The 12,408-nt window shown below is 69.5% G+C and carries 16 protein-coding genes; 9 read left to right on the top strand and 7 right to left on the bottom strand.

The annotated features are described in order from the left end of the window. The first annotated feature begins 30 nt into the window (after positions 1–30). Positions 31–222 carry a hypothetical protein gene (locus J7E88_RS35350; RefSeq protein WP_205033462.1) on the top strand — a complete coding sequence of 64 codons (192 nt, stop codon included), beginning with the start codon at positions 31–33 and terminating at the stop codon, positions 220–222. An 88-nt stretch (positions 223–310) separates the two neighbouring features. After that, entirely contained in the window at positions 311–544 is a 234-nt protein-coding gene (locus J7E88_RS35345) for a hypothetical protein (protein ID WP_215187599.1), read from the top strand. Positions 545–684: 140 nt separating this feature from the next. On the opposite strand, the gene ltrA is transcribed toward J7E88_RS35345, so the two are convergent. After that, entirely contained in the window at positions 685–2,481 is a 1,797-nt protein-coding gene (gene ltrA / locus J7E88_RS35340; protein WP_215187598.1) for a group II intron reverse transcriptase/maturase, read from the bottom strand. Positions 2,482–2,988: 507 nt separating this feature from the next. Between ltrA and J7E88_RS36660 the strand changes: the two genes are divergently transcribed. From J7E88_RS36660 to J7E88_RS35320, 4 genes are all read left to right on the top strand, one after another. Then, a complete protein-coding gene (locus tag J7E88_RS36660; protein ID WP_251023681.1) occupies positions 2,989–3,714 on the top strand; it encodes a hypothetical protein in 726 nt (241 codons plus the stop codon). Continuing rightward, entirely contained in the window at positions 3,711–5,453 is a 1,743-nt protein-coding gene (locus tag J7E88_RS35330; protein ID WP_215187597.1) for a relaxase/mobilization nuclease domain-containing protein, read from the top strand. Before J7E88_RS36660 ends, J7E88_RS35330 begins: the two co-directional genes overlap by 4 nt. A gap of 75 nt (positions 5,454–5,528) precedes the next feature. Further along, positions 5,529–6,008, top strand: coding sequence for a hypothetical protein (locus J7E88_RS35325; protein ID WP_251023680.1), 480 nt, complete (start codon positions 5,529–5,531; stop codon positions 6,006–6,008). A gap of 76 nt (positions 6,009–6,084) precedes the next feature. Continuing rightward, positions 6,085–6,771: a hypothetical protein gene (locus J7E88_RS35320; RefSeq protein WP_215187596.1), complete on the top strand. Its 687-nt coding sequence runs from the start codon at positions 6,085–6,087 to the stop codon at positions 6,769–6,771. A 295-nt stretch (positions 6,772–7,066) separates the two neighbouring features. Here the strand turns inward: J7E88_RS35320 and J7E88_RS35315 are convergent, their stop codons facing one another. The 3 genes from J7E88_RS35315 to J7E88_RS35305 all read right to left on the bottom strand — a co-directional run bounded on the left by J7E88_RS35315 (position 7,067) and on the right by J7E88_RS35305 (position 8,646). Continuing rightward, entirely contained in the window at positions 7,067–7,888 is an 822-nt protein-coding gene (locus J7E88_RS35315) for a DUF317 domain-containing protein (RefSeq protein ID WP_215187595.1), read from the bottom strand. Positions 7,889–7,903: 15 nt separating this feature from the next. Next, the gene (locus tag J7E88_RS35310) at positions 7,904–8,194 is read right to left on the bottom strand and encodes a hypothetical protein (protein ID WP_215187594.1); all 291 of its coding nucleotides are present in this window, start codon (positions 8,192–8,194) and stop codon (positions 7,904–7,906) included. A gap of 98 nt (positions 8,195–8,292) precedes the next feature. Further along, positions 8,293–8,646, bottom strand: a complete 354-nt coding sequence (locus J7E88_RS35305) for a DUF317 domain-containing protein (protein ID WP_215187593.1) — start codon at positions 8,644–8,646, stop codon at positions 8,293–8,295. Between the two features lie 299 nt (positions 8,647–8,945). Here J7E88_RS35305 and J7E88_RS35300 point away from each other — a divergent pair, with 299 nt between their 5' ends. Both J7E88_RS35300 and J7E88_RS36910 read left to right on the top strand, forming a co-directional pair. After that, on the top strand, positions 8,946–9,176 hold the full coding sequence (locus J7E88_RS35300) for a hypothetical protein (protein WP_215187592.1): 231 nt from the start codon (positions 8,946–8,948) through the stop codon (positions 9,174–9,176). A 111-nt stretch (positions 9,177–9,287) separates the two neighbouring features. Further along, entirely contained in the window at positions 9,288–9,680 is a 393-nt protein-coding gene (locus J7E88_RS36910; protein WP_215187591.1) for a DUF6233 domain-containing protein, read from the top strand. On the opposite strand, the gene J7E88_RS35290 is transcribed toward J7E88_RS36910, so the two are convergent. The 3 genes from J7E88_RS35290 to J7E88_RS37220 form a co-directional block, all read right to left on the bottom strand. Further along, positions 9,643–10,539, bottom strand: coding sequence for a hypothetical protein (locus tag J7E88_RS35290; protein ID WP_215187590.1), 897 nt, complete (start codon positions 10,537–10,539; stop codon positions 9,643–9,645). The two genes, J7E88_RS36910 and J7E88_RS35290, sit on opposite strands and share 38 nt — an antisense overlap. Positions 10,540–10,708: 169 nt before the next feature. Next, the gene (locus J7E88_RS35285) at positions 10,709–11,758 is read right to left on the bottom strand and encodes a SpaA isopeptide-forming pilin-related protein (RefSeq protein WP_308307749.1); all 1,050 of its coding nucleotides are present in this window, start codon (positions 11,756–11,758) and stop codon (positions 10,709–10,711) included. 34 nt (positions 11,759–11,792) lie between these two features. Continuing rightward, positions 11,793–12,128: a hypothetical protein gene (locus J7E88_RS37220; protein WP_308307748.1), complete on the bottom strand. Its 336-nt coding sequence runs from the start codon at positions 12,126–12,128 to the stop codon at positions 11,793–11,795. Between the two features lie 26 nt (positions 12,129–12,154). Here J7E88_RS37220 and J7E88_RS37215 point away from each other — a divergent pair, with 26 nt between their 5' ends. Continuing rightward, positions 12,155–12,394: a hypothetical protein gene (locus tag J7E88_RS37215; protein ID WP_308307747.1), complete on the top strand. Its 240-nt coding sequence runs from the start codon at positions 12,155–12,157 to the stop codon at positions 12,392–12,394. Positions 12,395–12,408 lie beyond the last annotated feature (14 nt).

Raw genomic sequence — 12,408 nt, 5'->3', positions numbered from 1 at the left:
GGACCGCCAACATTCTTAAGGCACCGCCCGATGAAGACCTGCCACCAGTTCAACACCGTCCGTGCGGAGTACCAGCGGGAGATCGGCTACATGATCGCCCACTCCGAACGGCACGAGGGCAGGCCGGCGGCAAAGTCCAGCGCTAAGCAGGCTGCATCGACGAAGCAACGGATGGCCCGGGCGCTCAACAGTCACGTCGCGCGCTGCCCCGAGTGCGGCTGAACCGGCAAAACCCCAGCTCAACGCCCTACCCGCAAACAGGTGGTCCGGCTCCCTCGCCGGGCCACCGCCCCGCTCCAGGAGACAGGCCGTGATACCGCGTCCCCCTCGCTCGTCGAAGCCCACGATCGCCGAGGCCGGCGCCTGGGCGGACGTCCTGGTCCGCCGGCGCCTCCTGCACGCCGCGGTCCTCGGCCCGACCGGCCAGTGGCTCGTCCAGTTCCAGCCCGACGAGCCCGTCCACGTCCTCAACGGGCCGGCCGACGTCGTCGAGCTGGCCGCCACCATCCAGCACGGCATCCGCTCCACGAGGTCCGAATCCTGATGACGAACCCGATCCAGAACGGCAACACCCCGGAACCTGCTCTTGACCGGAACTCGGTCTCGGGGCGGTCGGGTAGCCGGGGCCCATCTCTGGACCCCGGCCCCCTCAGAACCGGACGTGCGACTTTCACCGCATCCGGCTCAAGCAAGCCGCGAGGGCTCCGCTGGACGGTAACTTACGTCCCGATTTCCGTCGTCTGCATGATACGAACGGTGACAATCGGCATGAACAAGGCGGAGGTTGGTCCGTCTATCCGCGCCGCCGCTGCTGCGGTAGACGAAGTGATGCTTGTTCAACATCTTCTTCGTCGCGGCGAACCAGTCAATCCATTCCCGCAGATTGTCCGGCTCGTATTCCGCTCCTTCGATCAACGCCCGCCCGCAGAGAGGGCACAGGCCCTTCTGTCGGGCCGCCAGAACCAGACTCGTCTTGTCCATCGGCGGTGGCGCTGTGCTGCGGCGACGCTTCTGCCAGTAATCCGCCAAGGCCGGATCATCCGGAGATGCCGCGCCTTTGACGGGGTGATGCATTACATGGCGTGTCCAGGCGAACTTCTGGACGTAGGCGCCACTCGCGTGGTCAACGAATACCCAGTTGTCACGCCTGGTCTTGTTGAACCTGCCGAAATAGTGGCGTTTGATCCACAGTCCCGAACGGTTCTCGTGACCGCGTTTAACCCACTTGTAGAGCAGCTTGAACATGTAAGCGTCCATGGAACAGAACACTTGATGCGACGCCGCACTGCGGTAATACGCCGTCCAACCCCTCACAAGCGGGTTGAACTTCACAATGACCGCTTGGGCAGGCGCACCCCGAAGGATCCGCATATCCGTCCGCAGCCGTTTCCGCAGCGCGTTACAAGCCGCCTTACTCGGCCTGATATTCAGCTTGTCGCCGTGCCGCTGGATCGTGAAACCCAGGAAGTCAAACCCCTCATCGAGGTGAACGACCTTCGTCTTCGCCTCGTTGAAGCGCAGACCTCGCGGCGCCAGCCAGACACTCAGTTCCTCCTTGACCCGGCATGCCTCCTCCTTGTCGTGGCAGAGCACCACGAAGTCGTCGGCATAGCGGACCAGTACGGGCACACCGGCGGACGCGTGGTGAGCACGCGTTCGATACCCGTCGGCGCGGAATCCCGCTGCCTGTTCCATCCCGTGCAGCGCAATGTTCAGCAGCAAAGGGCTGATGACGCCGCCTTGTGGAGTGCCCTCCACACTCGGCGCCCATCTCCCGGCATCCATCACGCCCGCCCGCAGCCAGCCCCGGACAAGGTCCCTGGCGGGGAACTGCCCGAGCATGGCCGTCAGATGATCGTGACTGATGCGGTCGAAGGCTCCTTCCAGATCCGCATCCAACGCCCAACGACGCCTCGCTCGCGAGCCGCGCGCCGTCTGCAAGATGGAAGCGATGGCATCCTGGCAGCTACGGCCGGGGCGAAATCCATAGGATCGCGACTCGAACCGCGCCTCCCACTCCGGTTCCAGCGCGTTCTTCACGCGTGCCTGGAGCACCCGGTCACGAATGACCGGGATCCCGAGTGGGCGCTGCTTGCCGTTGGCCTTGGGGATGTAGACCCGCCTGACCGGCTGGGCCTTCCACGGGGCGGACGATTGACGGCATTCCGCCACCAATCGCGCCCTCGCCGCTGGGGTGAGGGCTGTCTCCCCGTCGATGCCCGCCGTCTTGCGGCCCTGGCTCTGCTGGGTCACCCGCTTCACGCTCACCAGCGTGTTGCTGTGGCTTCTCAGCATGAGCTTCTGCAAATTGTGGACCTTCTTCTGGTCCCCGTCCTGCGTCGCCTTGAAGATCCGCTGCCTCAGCCGCCGTACGTCGCGCTCACATCTGGCCCAGTGGATCCCGTGCCAGTCGGAGGCCCCGCCCTCGGGTCCGTTCCCCTCGGGCGGGCGGGTGGCTGCAGCCGCCCTGATGGTGCTCATGTCCGCCTCCGGTATCTAACTTGTCCGTCGGTTCCGGTTGCTTTGCCTTGGTGCTCCAAAGGCTCACCTGGTCCACGTGGGCGCCCTTTCGGGCCGGGCCACACGGGCCTGTATCCGGCGGGTTATAGCGAACAGCGGGCAGAGAGGGCCGCCGCCCGGTTTTCCCCTGGCCTTTCGGCCGACCGGCCTTCGCTTCTTGGACCATCCTGTTCCTGCCGGGGACTTGGGCCTTCCTTGCGGTCGGCTTACCGGAACTCCTTCCGGACCTCGTCAGGGTTTCCGTGTTCCGCATTTCGAAGATGCGACTGGGGTGGGCGCCCCCTCTACCCCGTGGCCGGCGGTGTCTCACTCCCGGTGTTGCTTGCACCGGAAGCCGCTGGCGCCTTGCAGCGCCGGGCCCTGCCCCGCTGAGAGCAAGCCATCCGCGGGGGTTCCATATACCGAGGCATTAACCAGGGGTTCACACGTGTTCGCCCGTCCAGTCTTCCCCTCGCCTGTGGCCTCTCGATGGCCGAGACGCCCTTGGGCTTGAAAGCTCAGCTTCACACCCCGCCGTTACCAGCGACGCATGTGAGCGCGGGGATGAATCCAGACACTGATTCGGAGGAAATTCCTTTGTCAGAACCTCTCCACGAGGATCACCTCACTTCGGAAAATGCGGCCTCGCGTCGCACAGCAAGTTGGGGCGGAAGCGTAGCTTCCGCCGAACCCGCCCCCGAGGGGGCGGGAGAGGACCTGCACCGGGGGGCGCAGGTCCTGGAGGCTTCGACCGAGGGCGGGTCGAAGCCGGGGCAGGAGGAGAAGCAGACCGATCGCCGCGTCCGCCGAGAGCGCGCCGCTCGCGCCCGCCAGCGTCCGCGCCAGCCGCCCGAGAAGAAGCGTCTGCACCAGCCCAACACACGTTTCAATGAAGAAGAGTTCGCTCTGATCAAGTCCGCCGCCGCCCGGTGCAGCCTGTCCGTCGCCGGGTTCCTCGCCCGTTCCGCGCTCGCCGCCGCCCGCGACCTCGACCGCACCAGCGCCGAGATCGCCGACGAGCGCGAAGTGATCACAGCCCTATTCGAGAGCCGGCGTCGGCTCGGCTGGGCCGGCAGCAATCTCAACCAGGCCGTCAAGGCGCTCAACTCCGGTGCGGACGCTCCCCAGCTCGAGGCGGCCGTCGCCGCTGTCCGGCGTGCCGCCGACACCGCGCATGAAGCCGCCGCACGGCTGATCGAGCGCCGCGGCTCATGATCCCCAGCGTCAACTCCTCGGGCTCCCGGACCATTGGGCTCCTGGCCTACCTCTACGGCCCAGGCAAGCACGAGGAACACACCGACCCTCACCTCGTGGCCTCCTTCGACGGCATGTCCCCTGACCCCGGCCGCGATCCGAACGCCACCCTCAAGGACCTCCAGCAGCTCCTCGACCAGCCTGTGATGGCCCTCGCCGAGCACGCCCGACCGGCCAAGCACGTGTGGCACACCTCCGTCCGCGCCGACCCGCGCGACCGGATCCTGTCCGACGAGGAGTGGGCCGACATCGCCCGCCGCATCGTCGCCGCCACCGGCATCGACCCCGGCGACGGACAGTCCGGCTGCCGCTGGGCCGCCGTACGGCACGCGGACGACCACATCCACATCGTCGCCACCCTCGTGACCGAGGACAGCCATCGCCCCGACGACTACCGCTCCGGCGCCCGCGCCCAGGCCGAAGCCCGGCTCATCGAAAAGGAACTCGGACTCCACGAGGTCGCGCCCGGGGACGGCACAGCTGCTCAACGTCCCACGAGCGCCGAACGCCACAAGGCCGAACGGCAGGGCCGCGAGCGCACTGCCCGCGAAGAACTGCGCGAGGCGGTACGGCGCGCGGTGGCCGGCGCGACCAGCGAGGCTGAGTTTTTCGACCGGCTCGCCGGTGACGGCCTCCTGATCCGTAAGCGCGTCGCGCCCTCCGGGGACCTCCTCGGATACAAGGTCGCCCTTCCCGACGACCGGAACAAGGACGGCGAGCCGGTGTTCTACCCCGGCGCGCGACTCGCCCCCGACCTCTCGCTGCCCCGCATCCGGGAGCGCTGGTCCGGCGACGCCCAGAACAACCCCGCTCCTCGACAGGAGGATGCGGTCCGTACGGGGCCGGGTACTCCGGCCGCTGCCCGCCGCATGACGGCTTCGGCCGCGTGGCAGGCTGTGCTCGTGGTCGAGCAGGGCGACGACGCGGTCGCCGCCGCCCACATCGCCGCGGCCGGCGAGGTCCTCGACGCCCTCGCGAAGACGTCCGCCGCCCACACCCGCCGCGAACTGCGAGACGCGGCCACGGCCTTCGAACGGGCCTCGCGCTCCCACGTCCGCGCCGTACGCGGACACGATCGGGGCCTGCGGCAGGCCGCCCGCGACCTCGTCCACGGCGGCCCGGCCCTCGGCCGCGGCGAGGACGGCGCGAGCACCGCGATGGCGATCGACATGCTGTTCTTCCTGATCACCGCCGCCGTGCACTGGCACGCGAGGAAGGGCCACGCGCAGCAGGCCGCCGCCGCCGCACGGGCCGCCGAGCACCTTCGTGCCGCCTACCAGGCCGCCGCCGCCCAACCCCTCGGTGTGCTCTACCAGCGAGGCCGGCGCCTGAACCGGCCGCTTCTCCAGCGGCAGACGGTGGTGCTGCGCGAGGCGCTGCCCGGGCTGGCTGAACGGATCCTCGCCGAGCCGGGCTGGTACGCGCTGGCCGCGACCATCGCAGACGCCGAAGCCGCCGGCCACGACCCGGCCGCCCTCCTGTCCGACGCGGTCGCGCGCCGGGAACTCGACACCGCGGACTCGGTCAGCGACGTGCTGGTGTGGCGGCTGCGGCGGATGGCCGACCTGCCCGCCGACACATCGGAACTGCCCGCGAACGGCACCACGGGTGGCCAGGCCACGACACGCAGGGCAACATCCCGGCCGTCTGCACCTGGCTCACGGCGCGGCGGGAAGGATGTGGCGGGCAAGACGCGGTGAGCCCCAGCCTCTGACTCGCTGGAAGCCGACTGTTGACTCTGTGAATTGAAGCTCCTGGGGACCTAGGGGACGATCATGACGGAAGCAGGACGAGGCGAGGGAGAGATCAGGGTGTTCCACCGGATACGCCGCCGGGTGGCGGAGCCCAGCGAGGCGCAGCGCCGATTCTTCGAGCTGTCGGCGCGGCTGCAGGACCAGGTCCCCCCAGGAATCGGCGGGCCGTCGGCCGGGCCGGAGCGCAGCGAGCCGGCTACCGCGGTGGACGACTTCCTTCCACCGGAGCTGCGCGTGCCCAGCCACGACCAGCTCGACGGCAGGATGATGCCGTGGGCGCAGCCGCTCGTCCTCGACGGCGAGTTGGTCACCTGCACTGAGTGCGGCGCGTACCGGGACTGGCTCATCCTCTCCACCCACGGCGAGATCTGGCTGCGCTGCCGGGCCGGACATCAGCAGCAGGAGACCCGTCTGGACACCGCCTGGTACAACCGGAGCGCCGGGCCGGCGGACGCGACGCACGCCACGTTCGAGGACTGCCTGCGCCACCTCGGCCACTGACCCCCACCCCTACGACCCCACGGGCCCGAGGCCCGCACTGACCACCCGTCGCCAAGCACCAAGGGGTCAGTTCCGTATGCGCGTTCGCGTCGCCACCACCGCCCTCGGCATCACCGCCGCCCTCCTCGCGGTCCCCGCCTGCTCCACCGGCACGAAGCCCGACACCACCCCCTCCGCCCGTACGGAGAAGCCGGCCGACGCCTCCCAGAGGACCGTCACGCTCTCGTCGGCCGCGCTCGCGACACGCCTGCTCGACGAGAGCGACCTCAGCAGCGGCTACCTGCGCAAGCCGGAGCGCCCCACCCGCCACGACGACGTCACCGTCATCGGCTGCCCGGCCCTGAGCGAACTGGGCGGCGACGCGGCCACCGGCGGTTCGCTCACCTTCCCGCGCAAGGCGAAGGCCACCTTCACCTACGCCGGCAGCAGCTCCGAAATCTCCGAGGAGCTGTACAGCGACAGCGCGAACAAGCTGTCCGACGGCATCGGCCAGATCTTCGACGCCATGACCGGCTGCCCCACCTATCAGGTCGTCTCGGGCGGTACCCCGATCGACATCACCTCGCAGAAGCTGACCGCACCCCACGACCGCGGTGACGAGCAGTGGAGCCAGCTCCTGACCTTCTCCGCCGAAGGACGGAACACCGTGGTGAAGCAGGTCGCGATCCGCGACGGCAGTCTGCTGCTGATCGTCTCCGGTTCGCCGGCCCTCGTCGACCGCCACCTCGACAAAGCCCTCGCCAAGGCCACGGCCACGAGCTGACCGAACCAGATACACGGATGCCCCCGACCCTCACGGTCGGGGGCATCCGCCTGTTAGCCCACGCCCTGAGCAGCGCGTGCCCCTGGCCCGCCCCAGGGTGTGAAGCCCCATGCGCACGGGCGGCCGGGCAAAGCGTGCGCCCTCATTCCGGCACCGACGTACTGCTGCCTCCGGCCCCGACCGCCGGGGACAGCATCGTGTGCACGGACAGACCGGGCTCGAGCAGCAAGAAGCCCGACCGTCCCTTCGGGAGAGGCCGGGCTGTATGCGTGGTCAGGAGGACGAGCGCAGGGCACTAGATGGCCGGGGCGCGCAGGAGCCGCTCCTGGGTGGCCTCGGGCAGCACCCGTCGCAGGACCGGTGCGGTCGAGCTGAGAGAGGCGGCGAAGGCCGCGACGAGATCGTGCGGGACGCTGGCGCCGAAGGACACCGCCCACAGGCACGGTGCGCCGAGCGCGGGCTCGGCCCACGCCTGCCACCCAGCCGGTCCCACTTCGTCGGCCTCGGTGGTCAGGGCGCGCGGGTCGGCGTCCTGGATGAGGGGCGGCACCTCGCCGAGGCTGATGTGCGAGGTGAACGTCGGGTCCGTCGCCGCCGCCTGGGGCTGGTCGATGTCGCGGAGCCAGCCGTGTGCGGCGACGGCGTCGAGGACCAGCTCGGGGCCGGCAATCGGCTCGGCGGGCTGGTCGCGGGCATCGAGGGCGGCGAGGAAGTCGGCCACGGACTCGCCGGGGACGTCGGGGGTGAAGTACGCCGACCAATGGGCGAGCGGGCTGCTCGTGTCCGCGCGGGCGGAGATCTGCCAGGCGATCGGCAGATCCCCCAGGTGGAACGGCTCATCCGCCAGGCTCCACTGGGCCCACCGGAGGGAATCGGGGCTGATGTGCAGGACGGTGCTGCGCAGGACCTGGCGGTCCTCATCTGCTTCATCCGGCTGGTGGCGACCGCGGACGATCGTCAGGCTCGTCCAGCCCAGGCCGGCGAGCGTGTCGGCGACGGTGTCGTAGAGGCGCTTGTCGTCACCGGCCAGGTGCCGGGGACCGACCCAGAACGCGGGCTCACCGCCAGGCGGGGTGGACGAATCGAGCGGGAAGTCGGGGTACAGGGGCGCCTCCAAAGGCTTGGTGCGGTTCTACTTGCCGCCGGCAGTTCGGCGGGGGCGGCGCGGTGGTGCCTGGACGGGGCCCTGCCAGGCCAGAGCGACGGCCACCTCCGGCGGCAGATGGCCGAGCTGTGTGTCCTCGACCCGCCGCTCTGCGAGGTAGACGACGGTCCGGCCGGTCTCGTCCACGGACTGCACGACCTGCCCGAGGCGGTGTGCCATGGGGAAGAACGGGTTCATGGCCTGGCGGACCGGAGCGCTCCGGTCGCAATCGGACAGCAGGGTGATGAGCTCGCCAACGGTCATCTCCTGATACGTCACGAACAGCCTCCTTGTGTGAGGAAAACGGTGAGCGGTAGTACGGACCTGCCGCCGGGAGTCGGCGACCGCCCTCGGTGAGGAGGCCGATCGCTGCGGTGTCACACCCGCCGAGAGGTCTCCAGCACGCGTGCCACTGCGGCGGCGACGATGTCGGCCGGCGTCGCGGTGTCGAAGGACAGGTGGTAGCCGGGCACCGTGGCTGTGCCGGTGACGGCGATCTTCCATCCTTCGCCGTCGGTGCCGGGGCGACCGAGCGGGAACCAGCCGAGGTAGAAGCGGCCGTCCTTGCTGCTGACGTGCACGTCCGCACGGTCGTCCACGATCAGGTTGAAGTCGTCGGCGGAGAACTGATCCATCACGAGCGTGGGCTGGCCGGGCCCGAGCTGCCACTCGCGCAGCCGGAGGGCCTCGATGGTGGTGGAGAATCCGGGGCCGACGGGAGCCATGGTCACGGGCAATCACCTCTTTGACCTGGGGTTTCTTGCAAGGTCGTCTACGTTGACATGGTCTCGAAGGCGTTGGCCAGTCTTTCCGCGTTCTTTCCTGTCTGCCCCCGGCGAACTGCCTGTGCCGCAGTCGCGAAGGCGGGCCCACCGCCACCGAAGGCGGACCGACGCCGGTTAGCGCCTTGGCCTCGTACGGGGGGCTTCCACTCCACGTCACGCCTCCGGTCGTACGGAGCGGCTACGGTGCTGCGGTCACTTGACCTGCACGGATGCGACAGAAATCGAACACGTGATGCAATAACGGTATGCGATGCTCTGCTTTCCCCGAGGACCTGATCGCCGCGCAGTCTGCCTGGGAGCGGACCTATCGGAGCCTCGCCGACCCGGTCCACCGTGAGCGGACGACGGTACTGCGTAGGCGCCTGCTGGAGCTGTCGATCCAGGTCTGGTGGCATCCGTACTGGCGTGAGGCCGGGACCGGGCAGCGGGTCGCATTGCGTACGGCGGCGCGGGAGCCGGAAGCCGGGGCCGGGTAGGTGGACGGCCGGAGCGGTGATCGGCGGACGGCCGGAGCGGCTCCGGCCGAGATAGAGCTGGCCTTGCCGGACGGGCAGACCGTTCGCGTCCGTCTCCACGAACGTCGGGAGGTGCCAGGCCCTTCTCCATGGCGCTATCTCGTCGGCGTCCCTTCCTGGGTGGCGCGCCCGGATGGGGTCGAAGCCGCCGAGTACACGGTCTGGGTGACCGATCGGCAGCTGACGCCCATCGCGGGCGTGGATCTGTCCGGTGTGCCGACGCGTCGTCTGCCAGGTCCGCCGCCGCGGCCGGCCCCCGGCTGGGTGGTCCGTCCCGCCCCCGAGCGCCGGGGGCGGACGGTCGTGCATGACGCCATGTGCCGGCATGCCGCAGGCGGCGGGACCGAGCGGGGCACGCTGGAGGCCGTGGACGCGCTGATGCGGGACGGGGCGCGTGCCTGCACCGACTGCGACGCCTCCGTCGTTCTCATTCCGGCGCTCGAACTCGGTCAGGAGCAGGGATAGCGGCCTGGGCCGAGGGGCTCGACAGCGCTGGTGCCGGGCGCCGACCAAGCAGACAGCGGAACCACCCGGAGGCTCCTGCCTGGTAACGGACGATGGTGTCCGGCCGCAGTGCCCGCACCCATAGAGGAGCACCGATCACGATCCGGTGTGCGTCGGCCATGCCCAACTCGCCGTCGAGATTCCACCGAGCGTCGTCCAGAACGACATCGGCGTAGACCTCGGCACACCAGTGGGCCTGGCGGTCGTGTCCCAGGGGGTACCCGCGGGTCCATGGCTGACCCTCGTGTTCATGGCCGGGACGCTGCCCCTGCTGAACAGCGATCTTCAGAGCTTCCACGGCACGGGACTGGTCGTCGTCCCACTGCCAGGTGTTCTCGGTGCCCCTGCGGCGCAGCAGCTCCTCGATCGCCGGGGCGGCAGACGACACCCAGCCGGCGTCGAGCGCGTCGCCAGGGCGGAAGCCTTCGACGTGCTCCATGCTGCCGAAGAGGACGACGTCCACCGGCCGTCCCTCCGCGCAGTGGGTGCGGATGTGGCAGAGCACGGCCTCGTTCGCGGCGTAATTCCCGACGAACTCGGCAAACTCCACATGGCCCGTGCCCTGGATGTATGGGGCGGAAGGAGGGGCGTCGAAGGTGGAAGCGGCAAACGGCCCGAGCTTGCGCAGAAGTCGTTGTGCGATCCGCAGGCGGTTCCTGGCGCGGTTGGCCTCACCGATCTGGAGCTGCGTCATGGGGAGGCTCAGGGTGAACGACCACTGCCAGCGACGCTCCAGGACAAGGCCGACTTCCTCGGCGACAGCGCGGACCCGGCGGTCGGACCAGTACAGATACCGACCGGTGTCGCCACCTTGAGTCACGAACCTTCCCCCGCTCTCGCACGCCGGCACCTTCGGCCGACTGTAGGGGTTCCGCCGGGCGGTGTGGCGGTCTTGGCGAAGGTGGACCCAGCTGGGTACGTGGCGGTAGACGAGGGCAGGCCCCCGGGATGGCGTCCCAGGGGCCTGCTAGTGGCGGGGTGATCTTCGGTTAGCTGATCTGGCTGGTGTCGTCCGGCTCGGGCTGGGCCGACGTACGACGGCGGGTGATGACGAGGGCGACGGCGCCTGCGGCGACGAGGAGACCGGCGCCGCCGGCAATCCACGGGGTGGCGTCGGCGCCGGTGTGGGCGAGTGAACCAGCCGGAGTCTTCGGCGTCGTGTTGTCGTTCAGCCCGTCGGCCGCTGCGGTGGGCATGGCGACGGCGTCCGGCGTGCCGGTGCCCGTCGAGGAAGGCTTCGACCCGCCGGTAGCACTGTCGCTCGGCTTCTCCGCAGGTGTGGACGGGGTGCCGGTGGGCTCGTGCGTCGGCTTATCCGACGGGTCAGGCTTCGGAGTGGTGGCGGTCTTGGCGTTGGTGACGGTCACGGTGACCGGCGCGCCGGGGCCTGCGGCGAACGTCTTCGACGGCTTATAGAGGTCGTAGCCGGCGGGGGCCTTGATCTGCTTGACCCAGAATTCGGTCTTCCGGCTGGTCACGGGCAGCTCTCCGGTGGCTGTGCCCTGCGACCCGGTGGTCAGGGTGAGCAGGGTCTCGCTGCCCGTTCCAATGTTCACGGTGGATCCGGGCAGCAGCTTTCCGGTCTTGTCGTCCTTGGCCTGGAGGAGAACCGTGGCGGCCTTGAACGGGTCGGTGATCGTCAGCGGTGTGGTTACACCTGGGGTGACGATGACGTCCTGGTCGGGGACGACCTCGTGGAGCGGGCTGCCGGAGGACGTTTCCTTCAGCCGGTACACACCGGGAGCGAGGTCGGGGAAGGTCAGCTTGCCCTGCGCGTCGGTCTTCCCGCGTCCGGCCTCCTTGCCGGTGGAGTCGAGCAGGAGGAACTCGGCGCCGGGGAGGACGTCCCCGGCCGCGTCCTTCTTGGTGATCACGATGCCGCCCGCGTCCGGGGCCGGTGTCTCGGTGGAGGCGGCGGAGGCCGAGGGCGTCGGCTCGGACGACTGGGCGGTCGCGGTCGGTGCCCAGGTGAGGGTGCCGGTCACCGCGGCGGCGACGGCAGCGGATCGGACGGCGCCACGGACGATACGAGCGTGCACGGGAAGAGGTGCTCCTTGATCAGGTGGTGGGAGGTCATCGGGTCCGGCCAGCGACCAGAAGCGCCGGCGGCTGGGCGGGAGTCTGGTGGGCGGTCTTGGCCGCAGCGCGGTTCGACGCGGACGCGGTCCACGCGCCGGGGAACCAGACGGCGGTGTACTGCTCGATGGCATCACGCAGACCCGTGAAGTCGGCTCCTTCCCATGAAGGTTGCCCTGGCCTGGCGAGCGTGATGTTGAAGGTGTCGGGCATGTTGCGATGGTGCAAGGTGCCCTGACGGCGGCGGAAAGTGCCGTGCTCGGCGAAGCTGAGCGCCACCGCGTCCAGGTCGCCCTTGGGCGGGAGGAGGAGCGGGTCGCCGACCTGTCGCATCCACTGCACCTGCCGCAGCCAGGGGTGTGGGCGGCGAACGGCTGGTTGACCTGCCGCTGCGTGAGCGTGCCGGAGGCGGCCGGGTAGAGCATGCGGATGCCGGCGGCCTGGTGGCGAGTAGGGGTGAGGTCCGGGGTTCGGCCGCAGGCGAGGTCGGCGGCGGCCTTCGGCAGGTCGATGCCGGTGGCGAGACGGACGAGGTGACCGATCATGTCGCCGCCGATGCGTGCGTTGACCTCGATCAGCCGGGGCCGACCATCCACTAGTGTCCTGCGCCAGT

The organism is Streptomyces sp. ISL-10 (assembly GCF_018614575.1).
In the GTDB taxonomy this organism is placed as follows: Bacteria; Actinomycetota; Actinomycetes; order Streptomycetales; family Streptomycetaceae; genus Streptomyces.
The sequence above is the reverse complement of the archived record's forward strand: the minus strand, read 5'-3'. Positions and strand labels throughout refer to the sequence as shown.